The sequence below is a fragment of the Mesorhizobium sp. M4A.F.Ca.ET.020.02.1.1 genome (assembly GCF_004022645.1).
Lineage (GTDB): Bacteria > Pseudomonadota > Alphaproteobacteria > Rhizobiales > Rhizobiaceae > Mesorhizobium.
The window spans coordinates 1-20,405 of record NZ_RZOI01000026.1 but is presented as its reverse complement, the minus strand read 5'-3'; the positions used below and the strand labels follow the sequence as shown (position 1 = coordinate 20,405).

The 20,405-nt window shown below is 64.6% G+C and carries 18 protein-coding genes; 9 read left to right on the top strand and 9 right to left on the bottom strand.

Annotation, left to right across the window (positions count from 1 at the left end; translation table 11 throughout):
• The 4 genes from EN742_RS03745 to EN742_RS03730 form a co-directional block, all read left to right on the top strand.
• A partial coding sequence (locus tag EN742_RS03745) for an aminotransferase class V-fold PLP-dependent enzyme (protein WP_128332446.1) occupies positions 1–699 on the top strand: 699 nt, incomplete at its 5' end.
• A 100-nt stretch (positions 700–799) separates the two neighbouring features.
• A complete protein-coding gene (locus EN742_RS03740) occupies positions 800–1,585 on the top strand; it encodes an ABC transporter substrate-binding protein (RefSeq protein WP_128332445.1) in 786 nt (261 codons plus the stop codon).
• A gap of 115 nt (positions 1,586–1,700) precedes the next feature.
• Entirely contained in the window at positions 1,701–2,378 is a 678-nt protein-coding gene (locus EN742_RS03735; protein WP_127405612.1) for an amino acid ABC transporter permease, read from the top strand.
• A gap of 40 nt (positions 2,379–2,418) precedes the next feature.
• A complete protein-coding gene (locus tag EN742_RS03730; RefSeq protein ID WP_281033516.1) occupies positions 2,419–3,699 on the top strand; it encodes a cysteine desulfurase-like protein in 1,281 nt (426 codons plus the stop codon).
• Between the two features lie 24 nt (positions 3,700–3,723).
• Here the strand turns inward: EN742_RS03730 and EN742_RS03725 are convergent, their stop codons facing one another.
• The 5 genes from EN742_RS03725 to EN742_RS03705 are packed head-to-tail and all read right to left on the bottom strand — an operon-like array spanning position 3,724 to position 8,977.
• Entirely contained in the window at positions 3,724–4,554 is an 831-nt protein-coding gene (locus EN742_RS03725) for a dipeptide ABC transporter ATP-binding protein (protein WP_126056740.1), read from the bottom strand.
• Entirely contained in the window at positions 4,551–5,414 is an 864-nt protein-coding gene (locus EN742_RS03720) for an ABC transporter ATP-binding protein (protein WP_126056741.1), read from the bottom strand. Before EN742_RS03720 ends, EN742_RS03725 begins: the two co-directional genes overlap by 4 nt.
• Positions 5,414–6,298: an ABC transporter permease subunit gene (locus tag EN742_RS03715; protein WP_245455737.1), complete on the bottom strand. Its 885-nt coding sequence runs from the start codon at positions 6,296–6,298 to the stop codon at positions 5,414–5,416. Before EN742_RS03715 ends, EN742_RS03720 begins: the two co-directional genes overlap by 1 nt.
• A gap of 27 nt (positions 6,299–6,325) precedes the next feature.
• The gene (locus EN742_RS03710) at positions 6,326–7,333 is read right to left on the bottom strand and encodes an ABC transporter permease subunit (RefSeq protein ID WP_126056743.1); all 1,008 of its coding nucleotides are present in this window, start codon (positions 7,331–7,333) and stop codon (positions 6,326–6,328) included.
• Positions 7,334–7,378: 45 nt separating this feature from the next.
• Complete coding sequence (locus EN742_RS03705; RefSeq protein ID WP_126056744.1) at positions 7,379–8,977, bottom strand: ABC transporter substrate-binding protein; 1,599 nt, start codon at positions 8,975–8,977, stop codon at positions 7,379–7,381.
• Positions 8,978–9,446: 469 nt separating this feature from the next.
• Between EN742_RS03705 and EN742_RS03700 the strand changes: the two genes are divergently transcribed.
• Together EN742_RS03700 and EN742_RS03695 are read left to right on the top strand one after the other, a co-directional pair.
• The gene (locus EN742_RS03700; RefSeq protein ID WP_127405610.1) at positions 9,447–11,420 is read left to right on the top strand and encodes a long-chain fatty acid--CoA ligase; all 1,974 of its coding nucleotides are present in this window, start codon (positions 9,447–9,449) and stop codon (positions 11,418–11,420) included.
• A gap of 35 nt (positions 11,421–11,455) precedes the next feature.
• Positions 11,456–12,145: a 50S ribosomal protein L11 methyltransferase gene (locus EN742_RS03695; protein WP_127421176.1), complete on the top strand. Its 690-nt coding sequence runs from the start codon at positions 11,456–11,458 to the stop codon at positions 12,143–12,145.
• On the opposite strand, the gene EN742_RS03690 is transcribed toward EN742_RS03695, so the two are convergent.
• Together EN742_RS03690 and pgi are read right to left on the bottom strand one after the other, a co-directional pair.
• Complete coding sequence (locus EN742_RS03690; RefSeq protein WP_127282841.1) at positions 12,129–12,851, bottom strand: HAD family hydrolase; 723 nt, start codon at positions 12,849–12,851, stop codon at positions 12,129–12,131. The genes EN742_RS03695 and EN742_RS03690 overlap by 17 nt on opposite strands.
• A 5-nt stretch (positions 12,852–12,856) precedes the next feature.
• The gene (gene pgi / locus EN742_RS03685) at positions 12,857–14,500 is read right to left on the bottom strand and encodes a glucose-6-phosphate isomerase (RefSeq protein ID WP_128332444.1); all 1,644 of its coding nucleotides are present in this window, start codon (positions 14,498–14,500) and stop codon (positions 12,857–12,859) included.
• Positions 14,501–14,849: 349 nt separating this feature from the next.
• Here pgi and EN742_RS03680 point away from each other — a divergent pair, with 349 nt between their 5' ends.
• Positions 14,850–16,343, top strand: a complete 1,494-nt coding sequence (locus EN742_RS03680; protein WP_127399970.1) for a PLP-dependent aminotransferase family protein — start codon at positions 14,850–14,852, stop codon at positions 16,341–16,343.
• 217 nt (positions 16,344–16,560) lie between these two features.
• A complete protein-coding gene (locus EN742_RS03675; RefSeq protein WP_128332443.1) occupies positions 16,561–18,150 on the top strand; it encodes a trimethylamine methyltransferase family protein in 1,590 nt (529 codons plus the stop codon).
• 15 nt (positions 18,151–18,165) lie between these two features.
• Here EN742_RS03675 and EN742_RS03670 read toward each other — a convergent pair whose 3' ends face one another.
• A complete protein-coding gene (locus EN742_RS03670) occupies positions 18,166–18,564 on the bottom strand; it encodes a hypothetical protein (protein WP_127406006.1) in 399 nt (132 codons plus the stop codon).
• Positions 18,565–18,730: 166 nt separating this feature from the next.
• Between EN742_RS03670 and EN742_RS03665 the strand changes: the two genes are divergently transcribed.
• Positions 18,731–19,150 carry a GFA family protein gene (locus EN742_RS03665; RefSeq protein ID WP_128332442.1) on the top strand — a complete coding sequence of 140 codons (420 nt, stop codon included), beginning with the start codon at positions 18,731–18,733 and terminating at the stop codon, positions 19,148–19,150.
• Positions 19,151–19,238: 88 nt separating this feature from the next.
• Here EN742_RS03665 and EN742_RS03660 read toward each other — a convergent pair.
• Positions 19,239–20,405, bottom strand: a 1,167-nt coding sequence (locus EN742_RS03660) for a dihydroxy-acid dehydratase (RefSeq protein ID WP_189375162.1), incomplete at its 5' end; no start/stop codon positions are given.

The following is a 20,405-nucleotide window of genomic DNA, read 5'->3' as shown; positions in this document are numbered from 1 at the left end:
TTCGTGACCTCGACGGCCTCGCACCGCTGCGATGTGGCGAAGCTCGCGGCGCATGGCCAGGCGATGGGCAGCATCGTCGGGGTCGACATCACGCAAGGGGTCGGCGTGGTGCCCTTCTCGGTGGCAGAGACGCCGGTCGATTTCGTCGTCTCGACATCGCTTAAGTGGCTGTGCGGCTCTTCCGGCGCCGGCATTTTGCAAGTCGCTCCCGACCTTCTTTCGACATGCCGGCCGGAGCTGCGCGGCTGGTTCAGCCAGCCGAATCCGTTCTCCTGGGATCTCGACGCTTTCAGCTACGCAAGCGACGCGCGCCGCTTCGACCACGGCACGCCGGCGATCCTGGCCAGCGTCGCCTCGCTGCCCGGCCTGCAATGGGTCGAGGACACCGGCATCGATGCCATACGCGCGCGCAATGCGGTGATTACCGGGCGCATCATCGGCGCAGCGCTGGACAATGGCTGGGCGATCCGTTCACCGCTGGATGCCAATGCGCGCGGCGGCAGCGTGATGATCGGCCTGCCGCAAGGCGTCGAGGCGGCGAAGCTCGTCGCGACACTGCGCGATGAGCGGCTCTATTGCGACGCCCGCGGCACGACGCTCAGGCTGTCGCCCGGCATGGTCACGGCGGACGAGGCCGTCGGGGCGCTGATTGCGCGGCTGCAAGACCTGATCGGCTCACGCCAGCGCCGCGCATCCTGATTTCAGGCGCCGCCTCGCCTGCGGCGTCCGGGAGCTGGATGCTGGAAGGGGCGGATCAGGAAATGCGCCACGCGAAGTGGCCGAACCAGAGGGAAGCAACATGCTCAAACGTCTAGGACTGATTGGCGTGGTCACCGCAGCCGGCATCGCCTTCGCCACCCCCGCCTTCGCCGACAAGATCATGGTCGGCGCCTCCCCCGCCAACCCGCCATGGGAATACAAGACCGATTCCGGCGGCTTCGAGGGTTTTGAGATCGATGTCGCCAACGACGTCGCCAAGCGCATCGGCGCCGAGGTCGAGTTCCAGGATCTCGGCTTCCAGGCGCTGTTCGCGGCGACAGCTTCCGGCCGCATCGACTTCGCCGTGTCGTCGATCTCGATCACCAAGGAGCGCCTGCAGAACCAGGGCTTCACCCAGGCCTACTACGACAGCGACGGCACCATCGTCGGCAAGGCGGATTCGACCATCAAGACACTCGACGACCTCAAGGGCAAGACCATCGGCGTCATCGCCGGCGCGACCGGCGAAGCCTACATGAAGGAAAACGCCGCCAAGCTCGGCGTTGCCGAAACCAAGAGCTACAACGCCCAGCAGGATCTGCTGCTTGACGTGCAGAACGGCCGCATCGACGGCGGCGCCGGCGAGCTCGCCGGCTTCCTGTTCGCAATCAAGCAGATGCCAGCGCTGAAGATCCTGGTGCGCATCCCGACCGGCGAGCGCTTTGCGATGATGACCAAGAAGGGCCACCCCCTGCTCGAAAAGGTCAACGACGCGATCACCGCGATGAAGAAGGACGGCACCATGGCCGCGATCCACAAAAAGTGGTTCGGCGTCGATCCGGAAGCCGGCACCAGCACGGTGGCGCCGGGGCCAATCCCGCAATAAGCCGGCTAATTATAGCCGTTCGCGAGAGTGTCGGTGACAAGGCCGGCGCTCTCCGATTCCCATCCGTCCAGGCCCGCGAAAGCGCGGGCTTGGCATTGCCTTGACGGTGACGCCGATGGAACTGATCGACACCTTCTTCAACTGGAGCATCCTCGTCCGATCGTTTCCGATCCTGATCCGCGGGCTCGGCAACACTATCCTGCTCGGCTGCGCCGCAATCGTCTTCGGCACCATCGCCGGGCTGGCGATCTGCCTAATGCGGCTCTATGCGCCGAAGCCGCTAAGGCGGCTGGCCATCCTCTACATCGACATCTTCCGCGCGCTCCCGATCCTGGTGGTGCTGATCCTGATCTACTACGCCCTGCCCTTCGTCGGCATCCGCCTGTCGTCCTTCGTTTCGGCGGCCCTTGCGTTGTCATTGGTGCTTGCCGCCTTCACGGCGGAAGTCTGCCGCGCCGGCATCGAGAACATCCCCAAGGGCCAGTTCGAGGCTGCCGCAGCGCTCGGCCTGCCGTTCTGGGTCGCCATGCGCAAGGTGATCCTGCCGCAGGCGATCCGTGTCGTCATCCCGCCGCTGACCAGCAACTGCGTCTCGGTGTTCAAGGACACCGCGCTGGCCTCGGTGGTGGCGATGCCCGACCTTCTGAAGCAGGCGACCGACGCGCAGGCGCTGATGGCCAATCCGACGCCGCTGATCGGCGCCGCAATCATATATCTCGCCTTCCTGTGGCCGCTGGTGCGGCTGGTCGGCTACCTCGAAGAGCGTGGCAAGGCCCAGTCCAGCGCGCACTGATCCCACCTCGAACGACATCGATGAACTGAAGGAGACGTCCGTGAACCAACACCATATCTCGAAGGCGCAGGACGGCGCTGTTTCGTTCCCGGTCGAGAAGATCCGCGCGATGTTCCCCGCCTTGCGACAGGCCGGCGACTTCATCTTCATGGACAATGCCGCCGGCGCGCAGATCCCGCAAAGCGTGCTCGACGCGGTGACCAACCATCTGGTCGGACACAATGTCCAGCGCGGCGGCCGCTACGGCCGCAGCGTCACCGTCGACCAGTCGGTCGCCGAGGCGCGCGAGAGCGTGGCGCTTTTGATCAACGCCTACAGCCCGTCGGAAATCTGCTTCGGCATGAACGCCACCTCGTTCATCCGCCTGGTCAGCCTCGGCATCGGCCAGATGCTCGCGAAGCGGGACGAGATCGTCATCACCGACATGGACCACGACGCCAATATCGCCACCTGGCTGGCGCTGGAGCAGGCCGGCGCGAAGTTCAAATGGTGGCGCATGCGCGAGGACGGCAATCTGCATGTCGACGATCTCAAGCCGCTGGTCTCGGACCGCACCCGGCTCGTCGCCTGCACGGTGACGGCGCATTCGATCGGCTCGATCGTCGACGTCGCCTCGGTGGCCAAGATCGCGCATGCCGCCGGCGCGGAAGTGTTCCTCGACTGCGTGCATTACGGTCCGCATGGCCTGATCGACGTGCAGGCTTGGGACTGCGACTACCTCGTCTGCTCCGGTTACAAGAATTTCTCGCCGCATATGGGTTTTCTCTGGGGCCGCTTCGAAACGCTGAAGCGGCTGCCGACCTTCCGCGAGGATTTCATCCCCGATGAGCCCCCCTACAAGGTCGAGGCCGGTACCTTCATCTACGAGAATGTCTCCGGCATGGACGCGGCCGTGCGCTATCTGGAATCGGTCGGCCGCAATTTCCTCGCCGAGAACAACCGCTCGCGCCGCGACAACATCGTCGCCGGCATGAACGCCATCCGTGACTATGAGTTGACGCTGGCGCGCGAGATGCTGAAGGTACTGAAGGACTGCGGCGCCACGATCTACGGCGTGGCCGACGAAGCCCGCATCCATGAGCGCGTGCCGACCTTCTGCTTCAACATCGGCAAGCTGTCACCGCAGAGGATCGTTGAGGAGATGGCGGTGATGCAGATCGGCATCCGCGACGGCCATATGTACGCGCCACGGCTGATGAGCCGGCTCAACCTGTCGATGGACAGCGGCGCCGTCCGCGCCTCGCTGGTGCACTACAACACGGTGGAAGAAGTGCATCGTTTCGGCGAAGCGCTGCGCGCGATCGTAGCCAAGCTGTCATGATCGGCTTGGCCACGGCGCTTGGAGTCAGGCCGCCTTCTTCTTGGCCAGCCTTGCCTTGATCGAACTGACATCGGCGCGCGGCGTCGCGGCGAACAGCGTCTTGGTGTAGCTGTGCTTGGGGTCTGCAAAGACCTCGTCGCGCGGGCCGTATTCGACCGCCTCGCCGAAATACATCACCATGACGTCGTCGGCGATGTAGCGCACCACCGAGAGATCGTGGCTGATGAAGACATAGGTCAATTGGAACTCATCCTGCAGGTCGGCCAGCAAATTGAGCACCTGCGCCTGCACAGAAAGGTCGAGCGCCGAGACCGGCTCGTCCAGCACCAGCAGGCTGGGATTCAGCATCAGCGCGCGGGCAATGGCGATGCGCTGGCGCTGGCCGCCGGAGAACATGTGCGGATAGCGGTTGTAGTGCTCAGGTCCGAGGCCGACCTTCTTCAGCATCTTCATGGCAAGGTCGCGGCGTTCCTCGGCCGGCTTGTCGGTGTTGATCAGCAGCGGCTCGCCGAGCACGTCGCCGATCTTCTGGCGTGGGTTGAGCGAGCCATAGGGGTTCTGGAAGACGATCTGCACCTTGCGGCGCATCTCCTTCGACAAACCGTCCCTGGCAATGTCGACCTTGTTGCCGTCGATGAACAATTCGCCCGACGTCGCCGGATCGATCAGCGTGATGATGCGGGCGAGCGTGGACTTGCCGCAGCCGCTTTCGCCGACGATGGCAAGCGTCTTGCCCTTGTCGACGCTGAAGGAGACGCCCTTGACCGCATGCACCGTGCGCGCGCCGCGGAACAGGCCGCCACCGACATGGTAGTCGCGCACGATGTTCTTGCCTTCGACGACCCTGGTGCTCATGAGGCGGCTCCGGTACTTGCCCCCTGGGGCGCCGGTTCGAACAGCATGTCGGAGACGGTCGGCAAGCGGTCGCCGACGGCGTTCTCCGGCAGCGCAGAGAGCAGCGCGCGCGTGTAGTTGCTCTTCGGGCTCTCGAACAGCGACAGCACGTCGGCCTCTTCCATCTTGCGGCCCTTGTACTGGACAATGACGCGGTCGGCGGTCTCGGCCACCACGCCCATATTGTGGGTGATCATGATCAGGCCCATGCCGTATTTGGCCTGCAGCGAGACCAGCAGGTCGAGGATCTGCTTCTGGATGGTGACGTCGAGCGCCGTGGTCGGCTCGTCGGCGATCAAGAGCTTCGGATTGCAGGCAATGGCAATCGCGATCATGACGCGCTGGCACTGGCCGCCCGACATCTGGTGCGGGAAGGAGTTCAGCCGCTCCGCCGGCTCGGGAATGCCGACCTGCTTCAGGAGCTCGATGGCGCGCGCCCGGCGCTGGGCCCGGTCCATGCCCATATGGAAGCGCAGCACTTCCTCGATCTGGAAACCGATGGTGAAGCAGGGATTGAGGCTGGCCATCGGCTCCTGGAAGATCATCGACATATCCTTGCCGACGATCTTGCGCCGCTCGGCGGAACTCAGCTTCAGGAGGTCACGGCCGGCAAAACTCATGCGATCCGCGGTGACCGTGGCCGTCCAGGGAAGCAGCCCCATCACCGCCAGCATCGACACCGATTTGCCGGAGCCGGATTCGCCGACGATGGCGAGCACCTCGCGCTCATCGACATGGAGCGAGACGCCGTCGACGGCGCGGAACGGACCGGATGCGGTCTGGAACTCGACGACGAGATTCTGGATGTCGAGCAGCGCCATCACGACCTCCTGAGCTTCGGATCGAGCGCGTCGCGCAGGCCGTCACCGATCAGGTTGATGGCAAGCACTGTGATCAGGATGGCAAGACCGGGGAACGTCACCACCCACCAGGCGCGCAGGATGAACTCGCGCGCCGAGGCGAGCATGGTGCCCCATTCGGGCGTCGGCGGCTGGGCGCCGAGGCCGAGGAAGCCGAGGGCGGCGGCTTCCAGGATGGCGTTGGAGAACGACAGCGTGCCCTGGACGATCAGCGGCGCCAGGCAGTTCGGCAGGATGGTGGCGAGCATCAGGCGGAGATGCCCGGCGCCGGCAACCTTGGCGGCCACGACGTATTCGCGGCTCTTCTCGGCCATCACCGCGGCGCGCACCAGGCGGGCGAAATGCGGTTGCAGCACGAGCGAGATCGCCAGCATCGCATTGAACAGGCCGGGGCCGAGGATGGTGACCAGCACCAGCGCGAGCAGCAGCGACGGGAAGGCCAGGATCAGATCCATGACGCGCATGATCGCAACGTCGACCCAGCCACGGAAATAGCCGGCCAGCAGGCCGAGCGTGATGCCGCCGGTGAGCGCCAAAGTCACCACCACCGCGCCGATGAGCAGCGAGAAGCGCGCGCCGTAGAGCAGGCGCGAGAGGATGTCGCGTCCGACCGCATCAGTGCCGAGCAGATACTGAGCACTGCCGCCGTTCTGCCACGCCGGAGGCCTCAGAAACGCGGTCTTGTCCTGAACGTCGGGCGCATAGGGCGCGAGCAGCGGCGCGAAGAGCGCCGCCAGAACCAAAAGGATGAAGACGAACAGGCCGATGACGGCGCCGCGGTTCACCGAGAAATAGTGCCAGAAAGTCCTGAAGCCGGTGAGGCGGTCCGGACTGCCGCTGGCCATCGGGGCGATTTCGGTCGACTGGCTCATTCATGCAGCCCTGATGCGCGGGTTGATGACGGCATAGAGCACGTCGACGATCAGGTTCACGGCCATGACGATGAGGGCGATCAAAAGCAAGCCTGACTGCACGACGACATAGTCGCGCTTGAAGATCGAATCGACCATCCACTTGCCGATGCCCGGCCAGGCGAAGATGGTCTCGGTGAGGATGGCGCCGGCAAGCAGCGTGCCGACCTGCAGGCCGATGGTGGTGACCACCGGTATCAGCGCGTTGCGCAAGGCATGCACGCCGATAACCCGCGCCGACGACAGGCCCTTGGCGCGCGCGGTGCGGACATAGTCCTCGCCCAGCACCTCGAGCATGGCCGAGCGCGTCTGGCGGGCGATCACCGCCAGCGGGATGGTGCCGAGCACGATCGCCGGCAGCACGAGGTGACTGAGTGCCGAGCGGAAGGCATCCCATTTGCCGTAGAGGATGCTGTCGATGGTCATGAACCCGGTGATCGGCTTGAAGAAGAACTGCAGGCCCATGCGGCCGGAGACCGGCGTCCAGCCGAGATAGCCGGAGAAGAAGATGATCAGCAGCAGGCCCCACCAGAAGATCGGCATCGAATAGCCGACAAGGGCTGTGCCCATCAGCGACTGGTCGAACCACGAGCCACGCTTGACCGCTGCGAAGATGCCGGCCGGGATGCCGAGCACCATGGCGAAGATCATGGCGAAGAAGGAGAGCTCCAGCGTCGCCGGGAAGAGCGTCTTGAACTCCTCGATAACCGGCCGCTTGGAGGAGATGGAAACACCGAAATCGCCGGTGGCGACCTCGCCGACGTAGCGCGCATATTGCTGCCAGATCGGCAGATTGTAGCCGAACTGTTCCTTGAGCTCTTCGTAGCGCGCCGGCGTCACGCCATGCTCGCCGGCCATGGCGAGGATGGGGTCGCCGGGCAGCAGCCTGACGAAGGCGAAGGCACAGATGGTGATGCCGACCAGCGTCGGGATCAGAAGCGCGATTTTGTTGAGAAGATATCGGAGCATCTTGAAAAAGGGGCGGCGCCGTACGGCGCCGCCCGCTCTAGAGTTCTATTCGGCCTTGTCGGTGCCGTCGAAGCGGTGGATGCCTAGCGGGTCCATCATGAAGCCGCTGACATTCTTGCGCACAACCGCATAGACCTGGCTGTGGGCCAGGAGGAAGGCCGGGGCCTGCTTCTGGAAGACAACCTGGGCCTGCTCGTAGAGCTTGGTGCGCTCGGCCTGGTCGCTGGTCTTCTTGGCCTTCTGGATCAGGTCCTCGAAGTCCTTGTCGCACCAGCTCGAGTAGTTCGAGACGCCGATTGCCGAGCAGGCGAAGAGGGTGGCGAAGAAGTTGTCCGGATCGCCATTGTCACCAGTCCAGCCGATCTGGAAGGCGCCGGGGCGCTCCTTCTTCTTGCCTTCCTCGCGATACTTCGTCCACTCGTAGTTGACGATCTCGGCCTTAACGCCGACCTTGGCCCAGTCGGCCTGGATCAGTTCGGCGGCGCGCTGGAAGTTCGGGTTGTACGGACGAACGCGGTCGGACGCCCAGAGCTGGATTTCCTTCAGCCCGGCGTCGGCGAGCACCTTCTTGGCCGCTTCCGGATCATAGGAATCGAACTTCACGTCCTTGTTCCACGACCACATGGTCGGCGGGATCAGGTTCTGGGCCGGCGTGGCGCCGGCATCCTGGAACAGCGACTTGATCAGCGCCTCCCGGTCGATCGCCTGGTTCAGCGCGTGCCGAACCTCGGGCTTGTCCAGCGGCGGGATCGTCGTGTTGTAGCTCATGTAGCCGATGTTCAGTCCGGCCTGGTCGAGCAGGTTGACGTCCTGGTTGGCCTTGATCGTGCCAATGTCGGCGGGGTTCGGATAGGGCGCGACGTCGCATTCGCCGGCCAGCACCTTCTGGATGCGCGCGGTGGCGTCGGGCGTGATGGCGAAGACGAGATCGTCGATCTTTTCCTTGCCCTTGAAATAGTCGGGGTTGGCCGCGTAGCGGATGACCGAATCCAGCTGGTAGTCGACGAACTGGAACGGCCCGGTGCCGATCGGCTTGGTCGAGAAGTCGGCCATTTTGCCGTCCTTCGCGAGCTGATCGGCGTATTCCTTCGACACGATCGAGGCGAAGTCCATGCCGAGGTTGGCCAGCATCGGCGCGTTCGGCTCGGTCAGCGTCAGCTTGACGGTCAGATCATCGACCTTTTCCCACTTGGCGACGTATTTCGGCATGTCCATGCCGGTGTAGTAATCCCAGGTCAGGTTCGGCAGGTACTTCTCGCCGTTCCAGGGATTTTCCTTGTTGAACTGACGGTCGAAGGAGAAGACGACGTCATCGGCATTGAGATCGCGGGTCGGCTTGAAATAGTCGGTGGTCTGGAACTTCACGCCCGGATGCAGGTGGAAAGTATAGACCAGGCCGTCGTCCGAGATTTCCCACTTGTCGGCGAGGCCGGGCTCGATCTCGGTACCGCCATGCTTGAATTCGACAAGGCGCGAATAGACGGTGCGCGAAGAGGCGTCGAAATCGTTACCGCCCGTCGTCGTACCCGGGTCGAAATTGGCCGGCGATGCTTCCGAGCAATAGACCAGCGTCTTGGCGTTGGCCACGCCACCGAGGACGCTTGCAGCCAGCAACGCGGCTGCAAAAGTCAGTTTCTTTTTCATTGAGCACTCCCTGATGTTCTGCCAAGCCCCTCTAGCAGGCTCGCGAAGCGCGCATATAAGCACCGTTTTTCTGGCTTTGGAACACCCCGTTTGCGTACCCCACGGGAAGCAGGAAAAGAATCCGCAATCTCCTAAAATGGCAGAAAAAATTAGCAGATTTTTCCGCTCACGATAATGTTAACGACCGCATTTTTTTATTGATCGGCGCTCTCGCGAAATCGACGCGGCGCGGCCTTCCTTCGCATGGGCGCTGCTCAGGAAGATGCGTTACGGGTAGCGGAGAAGAAAAGGATTTCGACGGCAAATCTTTCCCGTTCTGCCGCAAGGGCAAGACTTGCATGGCCGAGGATAGTCGCAATACATAGACGGCACGCTGGATTTCCTGAGGAATCCGCAACCATTGCGGCGGAGGACGCTCCTGTCATTCAGAGGCGGCGCGGCACGAGTGAACGACGACGGGAGGGACAGGGTGGCGAAGGCAGCAAAGACGACGGCTCCGGCCAAGACGAAGGCCGCTTCGAAGGCAGCCGCCCCTGTGAAGGACACCGCAAAACCACAGGCTAAGGCTGGCGCCGGAAAGGCCGCCAAGCCTGCCGCGACGAAAGCTCGAGCAGCGGCCAAGCCGGCTGCCGCCAAGTCCGCTGCAACAAAGCCCGCTGCCGCAAAGCCGGCCGCGAAGGCAGCTCCGACAAAAGCGATCTCGCCAGCGCCGGCAGCGAAGCCGGCGCCGGCCAAGAGGTTGCCTAAGGCGCTGACGGAGCTTGCCGCCGGGCTGCCGGAAAAGCCGTGGCTGGCAAGCTATTCAAAGAACATGCCGGCCGAAATCGGCCCCCTGCCCTACGGCTCGATCGGCGACTTCCTGGTCGGCGCCTGCAAGCAGTTTGCCGGCCAGCCGGCCTTCGTCTGCATGGGCAAGGCCATCACCTATGCCGAGCTCGAGCGGCAGTCGGCCGCCTTCGGCGCCTATCTGCAGTCGAAGGGCCTGCAGAAGGGGGCGCGCGTGGCGCTGATGATGCCCAACGTGCTGCAATACCCGGTGGCGATGATGGCGGTGCTTCGCGCCGGCTTCACCGTGGTCAACGTCAACCCGCTTTACACGCCGCGCGAACTGGAGCACCAGCTCAAGGATTCCGGCGCACAGGCGATCGTCATTCTCGAGAATTTCGCCAACACGCTGCAGGCGGTGATATCCAACACCTCGGTCAAGCACGTCGTGGTCGCCGCGATGGGCGACATGCTTGGCGGCCTCAAGGGGACGCTCGTCAACTTCGTCGTGCGTCGGGTGAAGAAGCTGGTGCCGGCCTGGTCGCTGCCGGGCCACGTCAAGTTCAACGCCGCCCTGAAGGCCGGCGCCGGCCTCGCCTTCAAGCCCGCCAGCGTCAGCGCCGACGACATCGCCTTCCTGCAATATACCGGCGGCACTACCGGGGTCTCGAAGGGCGCGATCCTCTTGCATTCCAATGTGCTTGCCAATGTCGCGCAGAACGCGCTCTGGCTGCAGGACGCCTATGCGGTGAAGCCGAAGCCGGCACACCCCAACTTCATCTGCGCGCTGCCGCTCTACCATATCTTCGCGCTGACGGTGAATGCGCTGATGGGCATGCAGCAGGGCGCGCAGAATGTGCTCATCCCCAATCCGCGCGACATTCCAGGCTTCGTCAAGGAGCTGGAGAAATACCCGGTCCACATCTTCCCGGGCCTCAACACGCTGTTCAACGCGCTGCTCAACAATGAGGATTTCCGCAAGCTCGACTTCAAGCCGCTGATCCTGACGCTGGGCGGCGGCATGGCGGTGCAGAAGGGTGTGGCCGAGCGCTGGAAGGCGCTGACCGGCTGTCCCGTCACCGAAGGCTACGGGCTTTCGGAAACCTCGCCGGTGGCGACCGCCAACAAGTTCAGCGGCGGCGACTTCACCGGCACGATCGGCCTGCCGCTGCCGTCGACCGAGATCGCCATCCGCGACGACGACGGCAACAATGTGCCGCTCGGCGAAGTCGGCGAGATCTGCATCCGCGGGCCGCAGGTGATGGCGGGCTACTGGAACCGGCCGGACGAGACCGCCAAGGTGATGACCAAGGACGGCTTCTTCAAGTCCGGCGACATGGGCTTCACGGACGAGCGCGGCTACACCAAGATCGTCGACCGCAAGAAGGACATGATCCTGGTCTCCGGCTTCAACGTCTATCCGAACGAGTTGGAGGAGGTCGTGGCCCAGCATCCCGGCGTGCTCGAAGTGGCGGCGATCGGCGTGCCGGACGAGCATTCCGGCGAAGTGCCGAAGCTGTTCGTGGTCCGGAAGGATCCCGCGCTGACGATCGAGACGCTGACCGCCTACTGCCGCGAAAACCTTACCGGCTACAAGCGGCCCAAATATATCGAGTTCCGCACGGAGCTGCCGAAGACGCCGGTGGGCAAGATCCTGCGGCGGGCGCTGCGCGGCTAGGCACGAGCTTGAACGATCATCCTGCCGGCGGGGAGATGGCGGCCACGCGCCCCGATCCAACGGCCTTCATCAAGGCGAACATGCGCCTTGCGCCCGTCGCCGCGCTTCCCGAGATCGAAATCTACAGCGCCCATCCCGGCAGCGGGCTGCGGCGGCTCGTCGATCCGGACGGTGACGACGGGGACGCTGCGGCGCCAGAGCCGCAGCCGCCCTATTGGGCCTATGCCTGGGCCGGCGGCACCGTCCTTGCCCGTTACATACTCGACCGGCCGCAAGCGGTTGCGGGGCGCCGCGTGCTCGACCTCGGCGCCGGCTCGGGCCTGGTCGGCATCGCCGCGGCGAAGGCCGGAGCGCGCGCGGTGATTGCCGCGGAGATCGACCGCAACGGCCTCGTCGCGCTCGGCCTCAACGCCACGGCAAACGGCGTCGCGATCACGGTGGTCGGCGAAGACATCACCGCCGGGCCGCCACCGGCGGTCGACCTGGTGCTTGCCGGCGACGTGTTCTACGGGCACGAAGTGGCCCGGCGGGTGATCCCCTTCCTCGACCGCTGCCTCGCCGCCGGCATCGAGGTGCTAGTCGGCGATCCGCGCCGCGCCGATCTGCCGCTGTCGCGGCTCAAACTGCTTGCCGAATATAAGGTACCGGACTTCGGCGATGCGAAAGGCACGGCGTCGAGGCCGAGCGGGGTCTTCTCCTTCGAGACGGTCAGATCGTCTCCTTGACCCGCGCGGCCAGAAAATCGGGCAGATCGGCAACCGAATTGAGCACGACATCGGCGATCGCCGACAGCGATTCCCGCGTGCCTGTGCCGGAGAGCACGCCGACCGCCAGCCCGCAGCCGCCGGCCCGCGCCATTTCGAGATCGTGGCGATTGTCGCCGACCATGGCGATCTCGGCCGGCTTCAGCCCGGTCAGGTCGGAGAAGGCGAGGATGGTGTCCGGCGCCGGCTTCGGCCTGGCCACCGAATCATAGCCATAGGCGGCGTCGAAAAGCTGCGCCACGCCGAGCGTCACCAGCGTCTTTTCCGCGCCGCTGGTCGAATCGTTGGTGGCGACGCCAAGCCGGTAGGATCGCCTGTGCAGGACGGCCAACGTCTCGACGATGCCCGGCAGCGCCACCGCCATGCTGGAGCCCTGCACGGAGGTGATCTCGTTGAAACGGGCCACGGCAAGCATCTGGTCCTCCTCGGAGAGGCGCGGGAACCAGAGTTCGACGACATCCATGTTGGTGCCGGAGGCGAAGATCGAATCGGGCTTGAAGCGCTTGCTGAGGAAATCGAAGCCGGCTGCCGCGAGCAGCCTGTCTGCCTTCCAGCGGTCGCCCTCGGCGGCATCCATGGCCATGAAGTCGGCAATGCCGAGCCATGTCGCGTTGAAATCGACAAGCGTTCCGTCCTTGTCGAACAATATGCCTTTGATCTCCGCCAAGCCTGTCACTCCGATCCGCGCAATCGGTGAATGTGTCCCACCAGACCTGCAGTCGAGGCATCCCGCTTTGCGGCATTCTCCTTGCCTTCCACGACAGGCAGCAGGCCGGTTGCCAGTTCCTTGCCGAGTTCGACGCCCCACTGATCGAAGGAATTGATGTTGAACAGCGTGCCCTCGACGAAGACGCGATGCTCGTAGAGCGCGACCAGGCGGCCGAAGGTGCGCGGATCAAGCTTGCGGTAGAGAATGGTCACCGAGGGGCGGTCGCCGGAGAAAACCCGGTGCGGGGCGATCCTGTCGACGTCGGCCGGCTTCATGCCCTTGGCCAGCATCTGCGCGCGCGCCTCCTCCAGCGTGCGGCCCTTCATGAAGGCTTCCGACTGCGCCAGGCAGTTGGCGAGCAGGAGATCGTGATGGTGCTTCAGCTCCGGCTCGTGGCCGACAGCGGCGGCAAGGAATTCGACCGGGATGAAATCGGTGCCCTGGTGCAGCAGCTGGAAGAAGGCGTGCTGGCCGTTGGTGCCGGGCTCGCCCCAGACCAGCGGGCCGGTCGGCGTGGTGACCGCGCCGCCGTCCAGCGTCACGCTCTTGCCGTTCGATTCCATATCAAGCTGCTGCAGATAGGCCGGCAGCCTGGAGAGCCGCTGGTCGTAAGGGATCACGGCGCGGGCCGGATATCGGCAGACGACCCGGTGCCACCAGCCGATCAGCCCCAGCAGCGCCGGCAGGTTCTTCTGCAGGGGTGCCGAGCGGAAGTGCTCGTCCATCTCGTGGGCGCCGTCGAGGACGGCGCGGAAATTGCGCGGGCCGATGGCGATCATCACCGGCAGGCCGATCGCGCTCCAGACCGAATAGCGGCCGCCGACCCAGTCCCAGAAGCCGAACACGCGATCGGACGCGATGCCGAACTTCGCCACTAGGTCGAGCGCGGTCGAGACGGCGGCGAAATGCTTGCCGACGGCTTCCTTGCCCAGCGCCTTCTCCACCCATCGGCGCGCCGTCTCGGCATTGGTCATCGTCTCGACCGTGGTGAAGGTCTTGGAGGCGACGATGAACAAAGTGGTTTCGGCCGACAGGTCCTTCAGCGTGTCGTGGATATGGGCGCCGTCGATGTTGGAGACATAGTGCGCGCGCGGGCCATCGTGGTAGGGCGCCAGCGCCAGCGTCGCCATCACCGGGCCAAGGTCGGAACCGCCAATGCCGATGTTGACGACGTCGGTGATCTTCTTGCCGGTGGCGCCGGCCGCCTTGCCGGAGCGGATGGCATCGGCGAAGGCGCCCATGGCGTCGAGAACGGCGAGAACCTCGGCCTTGGTATCCTGGCCATCGACCACGACGCCCTTGCCGGCCAGGTTGCGAAGCGCGGTGTGCAGCACGGCGCGGCCTTCGGTGATATTGATCTTCCTGCCTTCGAACATGGCGGCGCGGCGACCCGCCAGATCAGCGGCTCCGGCGAGCTTCTCCAGCATCGCCATCGTGTCGGCGTCGACCGCGCATTTGGACCAGTCAAGCAGGAGATCGCCGTCGGTGGCGGAAAACGTCGCGAAGCGTTTGGGATCAGCCGCGAAAGCTTCACGCATGGTGCCTTTGGCCGCCGCGCGATGCTCGCGCAAGGCGACGACTTGCTTGTCGAAGGTTGATTGATCCAATGCGGGCTCCTGGCGGGTTTTTGAACCTATGTTAACAGGCCGGATGTTTCCGGCGCATGTCGTCGCGACATTCTATCGAGCCGATTCCATTTCATTCAAGGGCGGCATTGCCGCACTGCATCACGCTTTGATGAGGCCTTGGATACCCGGCGACGGAGGATGCGACGACGCTGCGCGTTGCTCACCAACAGGTAGGCCGCGACGCTGCGACGACGCTGCGCGTCGCGCAATGGATCACTGGCATAAATCCCAGCGATCAGAAAAATTGATTGGCGCAACCCCTTGTGCCACCCCTACACTCGACTGGTCCAGCCAAGCACAAAAAGCTGGCCATCGAGGAAACCCTTCCATGCCACAGCGCAACGACACGGCCATATGGTCCGGCCTGTTCCGGATTTCGGCTGAATCCGGCCAGACCCTGCAGGCGCAGATCCGCCAGGCGATCGTCGCCGCCATTCTGGACCGGCAGATCGCCGCTTCCATGCCGCTTCCGTCCTGCCGCATCCTGGCCGAGAAACTGGGCGTCGCCCGCGGCACCGTGGTGCTCGCCTTCCAGCAACTGGTCGACCAGGGATTTCTGGTGGCGCGCGAGCGGCGCGGCCATTTCGTCAATCCGGAAGTGCTCGCCACCCCCGCCAAGCCGCACCAGAAGGCGCCCGACCAGCAGAACGAGATCGACTGGAAGGCGCGCCGGCAGATCGCCGCCAGCGACATGCCGCCGCCAGCCAAGCACGACAACTGGATCAAGTCCTCTTACCCGTTCGTCTATGGCCAATTCGACCCGGCGCTGTTCCCGACCGCCGAGTGGCGCGAATGCAACCGCATGGCGCTCGCGGTGCTGGAGATCCGCAACTGGGCTTCCGACATGGTCGACCGCGACGATCCGCTCCTGATCGAGCAGATCCAGGCCCGACTTCTGCCGCGGCGCGGCATCTTCGCCAATCCGGACGAGATCATCGTCACGCTCGGCGCCCAGAACGCGCTCTATATGCTCGCCTCGCTGCTGATGACCAAAGGCTCGAAAGTGGCGATGGAGGATCCCGGCTATCCGGATGCCCGCTCGATCTTCCGCCTTGCGGGCGCCGACATCCAGCCGGTCCCGGTCGACCAGTCCGGCATCGTGACCTCCTCGATACCGCAGGATTCCGGCTTCGTCTTCGTCACGCCCAGCCACCACTGCCCGACCATGGTGCCGCTGTCGGCGGAACGGCGCCAGGACCTCTTGGCGCGGGCCAACCGTCACAACCAGATCATCATCGAAGACGGCTATGACAGCCAACTGCTGGACGAAGCGCCGCAGCAGGCGCTGAAGAGCCTCGACCGTTCCGGCCGCGTCATCTATGTCGGCTCGATGTCGAAGACGCTGGCTCCGGGCTTGCGGCTTGGCTACATCGTCGCCTCGGCCGGACTGATCGCCGAGCTCAGGGCGCTGCGCCGCTTCATGCTCAGGCACCCGCCGGCCAACAACCAGCGGGCGGTGGCGCTGTTCCTGTCGCTCGGCCATCACGAGGCGCTGGTGCGGCGTCTGTCCAGCGCCTTCGACGAGCGGCGCAAGCGTCTGGTCCATGCGATTTCCGCTTTCCTGCCGGAGTGGCGCTCGACCGACTCCGCCGGTGGCACCTCGCTCTGGCTCGAAGGACCGCGCGGCACCGACTCGCGGGGCCTCGCCGAGGCGGCCGCCTCGCGCAGCGTCATCATCGAGCCCGGCGACCGTTTCTTCGACCGCTCGGAAAAACCGTCGCGTTTCATGCGCTTGGGCATTTCCTCGATCGCGCTGCAACACATCGAGCCCGGCATACGGGAACTCGCGACGGCCGCCGGCCGCAGACCCGCCGCGGCCTGATCGACCTGCCGAATTCAACAGAGAGCCGGCCCAAGCCGGCTCTTTTGCTTTGACACGACCCTCGATCGTTTTAGCATCCTGGCATATTCGACGGGACTGGCTGGCTCATAGGCTGCACCAATGCCGGCGGCATAGTCGAGCCACAAAGGGGACGAAGCAGGGCCGATGGTGGACCAACCGCCGCGTCCCGCCTCGCAGCTAAAGGTGGAGTGCTTCCATGTCAGTGGCTCTTGAGAAGCAGGATGCGCCGGCGGACCAGCGTTCGCGGCGATCCGGCGGGCGCGAAGCGCGCCGCGCGATGCGGGCGGCACCGCTTGCCGACGACATCAGACCGGTGCGGCCGGGCCTCGAAGGCGGCAGCTATGGACCGCTCAGCGAAAACGACCGCGAGCGCATCCACGAGGCGGTGCTGACGCTGCTGGAGACGGTCGGCTTCGCCAACGCCATACCCTCCTGCATCGAGGCGCTGACGAGGATTGGCGCGACCTATGGCGACGACGGCCGCGTCCGCCTGCCGCGGGCGCTCGTCCTCGAAACGATCAAGAACGCGGCGCGTCATTTCACGCTGCACGGCCAGGACCCCAAGCACGACATGGTGATCCAGGGCAGACGCGTGCACTACGGCACGGCGGGCGCGGCCGTGCATCTGGTCGACGTCGAGAAGCGCGAATACCGCGAATCGCTGCTGCAGGACATCTACGACGCCGCCCGCCTGGTCGACGGTCTCGACAACATCCATTTCTTCCAGCGCACCATGGTGCCGCGCGACATTCCCGATCCGCTCGAGATGGATTTCAACACGCTCTACGCCTGCGTGATGGGAACCTCCAAGCATGTCGGCACCTCGTTCACCGTGCGCGAGAACGTCAAGCCGGCGCTGGAGATGCTCTATGCGATCGCCGGCGGCGAGGAGAATTTCCGCGCGCGCCCCTTCGTGTCGAACTCGAACTGTTTCGTGGTGCCGCCGATGAAGTTCGCCGAGGACGCCTGTGGCGTGCTCGAGGCCTGTGTCGAAGGCGGCATTACGATCCTGCTTCTGTCGGCCGGCCAGGCCGGCGCAACGGCGCCGGCGGCGATTGCCGGGGCGGTGGTGCAGGCAGTCGCGGAAGTGCTGATGGGCCTGGTCTATGTCAACGCCATCAAGCCCGGCCATCCGGCGATCTTCGGCACCTGGCCGTTCGTCTCCGACCTTCGGACCGGCGCCATGTCCGGCGGCTCGGCCGAGCAGGCGGTGCTGACCGCCGCCTGCGCGCAGATGGCGCAATTCTACGACCTGCCGGGCGGCTCGGCTGCCGGCATGACGGATTCGAAACTGCCCGACATCCAGTCCGGCTACGAGAAGGGCATCACCAATGTGATGGCCGGCCTTTCCGGCCTCAACCTGGTCTATGAGTCGGCCGGCATGCATGCCTCGCTGCTCGGCTTCTGCCTGGAAAGCCTGATCATCGACAACGACATGCTCGGCCACTGCCTGCGCTGCGTGCGCGGCATCGAGGTGACCGACGAAGCACTGTCGATCGACACCATCGCCGATGTCTGCCTGAAGGGCCCCGGCCACTATCTCGGCAACGAGCAGACGCTGAAGCTGATGCAGACCGAATATTTCTATCCGGCCATCGGCGACCGCTTCTCGCCCAAGGAATGGAACGAGAAGGGCCGGCCCGACATTCTGCAGAGGGCGATCGCCGAGAAGAAACGCGTGCTTGCCGAGCGCTTCCCGCGCCACGTGCCGAAAACGGTCGACGACAAATTGCGCGCCCGCTTCGGCGAGATGATCAAGCTGCCGCGCGGCGGCATGGGCGGCTAGGCTGGGTCGAGCAGCCTACTCCGCGCTTAGGCCGAAGCGCTCGACCACCTCGGCGCTGATCAGCTTGGCATGCAGCGCCATCAGCACGATCTGCGCATCGAGGCTGTCGCCGGTCTCGAGCGCTTCCTCGATGCGGCGCTCCGCGTCCAGCCTGCGCTCGCGGCCGTTGGCCTGTTCGAACGTCTCGGGACCGGCAACGCAATAGCCGAACAGTTGCGCGAGCGAGGCGTAGGCCTGCGCCGGCGGCTCGTCTGGCCAGTGATCCTTCATCAGATTGACGATGGTGAGCTTGACCCCCTCCGGCACAAGGGCGGGATGGAGGTCGGCGCCGCGCAAGGCGGCATCGAGCATCCTCAGATCGCCCGAGCGGCCGAACATGCCGAGGAAGCCTAGGGAAGAGCGCCGTTTGGTCATGGATGGTCCTGTCCGTTTGCCAGCATATGGCATCTCGCGCGCCGTTTTGCACAAGAGGACGTATTGCCCAGAGGAGCCAGGCGCCTATCTGGCGGGGCAATGGCCACAATCTGATCTGGTTTCGCGGTGGCCACAGAGGACCAGAACAAATTCTGCGAGGAGCGCCATGAGGAAGACCTATCACGGCAGTTGCCATTGCGGCGCGGTGCACTTCGAGGCCGATCTCGACCTCGCCGAGGGCATCCGCAAATGCAATTGCAGCTTCTGCTGGAAACTGGGCTACCGCAAATCCTTCACCGCCTACCAGGCGCTCAGGGTGACGGAAGGCGGTGACCGGATGCGGGACTACAAGGCAAGCCCGTCCAACTGGCCGGAAGGCGATATCAACCACTATATGTGCCCGAACTGCGGCGCGAATGTCTTCTCGCGCGGCTATCTCGATTTCATGGGCGGGAATTTCTGGGCTGTGAACGTCGCCTGCCTGGACGACGTCAGCGAGGAGGAACTCGCTTCCGCACCGATCATCTACGAGGACGGTAAACGCAACAGGCAGGACCAGGCGCCGGAGATCACCAGTTACCTGTAAGCGCAGCCGGACAGCAGCCCTAGGTCAGCAAAAACGGCGGCTTGATCCACGATCAAGCCGCCGTTCGCGCGAGCGAGGTTGCCGGCGCTCAGTGGTTGTCGCGGGGCACACCCCTGGTGTGCGCGACATCCTGGTACTTCACTGCCGGCTTCAGCACCATGCCGGCGTCAAACTGGTCGACGATGCCGCGCTGGATCTCCTGCCACGGCGTCTGGTGCTGGGGATAGTGGAAGCCGCCATTGCCCTGCAGTGCTGCGCGCCGCCTGGCGATCTCCTCGTCGCTGACAAGGATGTTGGCCGACCCCTTCTTCAGGTCGATGCGGACGCGGTCGCCGCTCTTGAGCAGCGCCAAGCCGCCGCCTATCGCCGCCTCCGGCGAAGCGTTGAGGATCGAGGGCGAGCCCGACGTGCCCGACTGGCGGCCGTCGCCGATGCAGGCCAGCGAATGGATGCCCTTCTTGATGAGGTAGGCCGGCGGCTGCATGTTGACCACCTCGGCGCCGCCCGGATAGCCGACCGGCCCGGCGCCGCGCATGAACAGGATGGTGTGCTCGTCGATGCCTTGCGCCGGATCGTCGATGCGGGCGTGGTAGTCTTCCGGCCCGTCGAAGACCATGGCGTTGCCTTCGAACGCCTCGGGATCGTTCGGATTGGACAGGTAGCGCTGGCGGAATTCCGGCGAGATGCCGCTGGTCTTCATGATCGCCGAATCGAACAGATTGCCCTTGAGGTTGATGAAGCCGGCATTGGCCTTCAGCGGCTTGTCGACGCTGTGGATGACTTCCAGGTTTTCGTTGGCGGCATCGCGGCAATTGTCGCCGATCGACTTGCCGTTGGCGGTGACCGCGTCGGGATGCGGCAAAAGCCCGCCCTTCAGCAGTTCGGCGACGACTGCCGGAACGCCGCCGGCGTGATGATAGTCCTCGCCGAGGTATTCGCCCGTCGGCTGCAGATTGACGATGAGCGGCACATTGAGGCCGACCTTCTGCCAGTCGTCATTGTCGAGCGGCACGCCGAGATGGCGGGCGATGGCGTTGAGGTGGATCGGCGCGTTGGTCGAGCCGCCGATGGCCGAGTTGACGACGATGGCGTTCTCGAACGCCTGGCGCGTCATGATGTCGGACGGCTTCAGGTCCTCATGCACCATGTCGACGATGCGCTTGCCGGTCTCGTAGGCGATCTGGCCGCGCTCGCGATAGGGCGCGGCCAGATCGCCTACGAGACCGGCAAGCGCATCGTCGACATGGTGCATGAG

What these genes read in the sequence shown, in the direction of transcription:
- EN742_RS03740 (WP_128332445.1), top strand. Translation starts at nt 800, where the DNA reads ATGCTCAAACGTCTAGGACTGATTGGCGTGGTCACCGCAGCCGGCATC.
- EN742_RS03725 (WP_126056740.1), bottom strand. Translation starts at nt 4,554, where the DNA reads ATGAGCACCAGGGTCGTCGAAGGCAAGAACATCGTGCGCGACTACCAT.
- EN742_RS03675 (WP_128332443.1), top strand. Translation starts at nt 16,561, where the DNA reads ATGTCAGTGGCTCTTGAGAAGCAGGATGCGCCGGCGGACCAGCGTTCG.
- EN742_RS03665 (WP_128332442.1), top strand. Translation starts at nt 18,731, where the DNA reads ATGAGGAAGACCTATCACGGCAGTTGCCATTGCGGCGCGGTGCACTTC.
- EN742_RS03735 (WP_127405612.1), top strand. Translation starts at nt 1,701, where the DNA reads ATGGAACTGATCGACACCTTCTTCAACTGGAGCATCCTCGTCCGATCG.
- EN742_RS03710 (WP_126056743.1), bottom strand. Translation starts at nt 7,333, where the DNA reads ATGCTCCGATATCTTCTCAACAAAATCGCGCTTCTGATCCCGACGCTG.
- EN742_RS03705 (WP_126056744.1), bottom strand. Translation starts at nt 8,977, where the DNA reads ATGAAAAAGAAACTGACTTTTGCAGCCGCGTTGCTGGCTGCAAGCGTC.
- EN742_RS03670 (WP_127406006.1), bottom strand. Translation starts at nt 18,564, where the DNA reads ATGACCAAACGGCGCTCTTCCCTAGGCTTCCTCGGCATGTTCGGCCGC.
- EN742_RS03715 (WP_245455737.1), bottom strand. Translation starts at nt 6,298, where the DNA reads ATGGCCAGCGGCAGTCCGGACCGCCTCACCGGCTTCAGGACTTTCTGG.
- EN742_RS03720 (WP_126056741.1), bottom strand. Translation starts at nt 5,414, where the DNA reads ATGGCGCTGCTCGACATCCAGAATCTCGTCGTCGAGTTCCAGACCGCA.
- EN742_RS03680 (WP_127399970.1), top strand. Translation starts at nt 14,850, where the DNA reads ATGCCACAGCGCAACGACACGGCCATATGGTCCGGCCTGTTCCGGATT.
- EN742_RS03695 (WP_127421176.1), top strand. Translation starts at nt 11,456, where the DNA reads ATGGCGGCCACGCGCCCCGATCCAACGGCCTTCATCAAGGCGAACATG.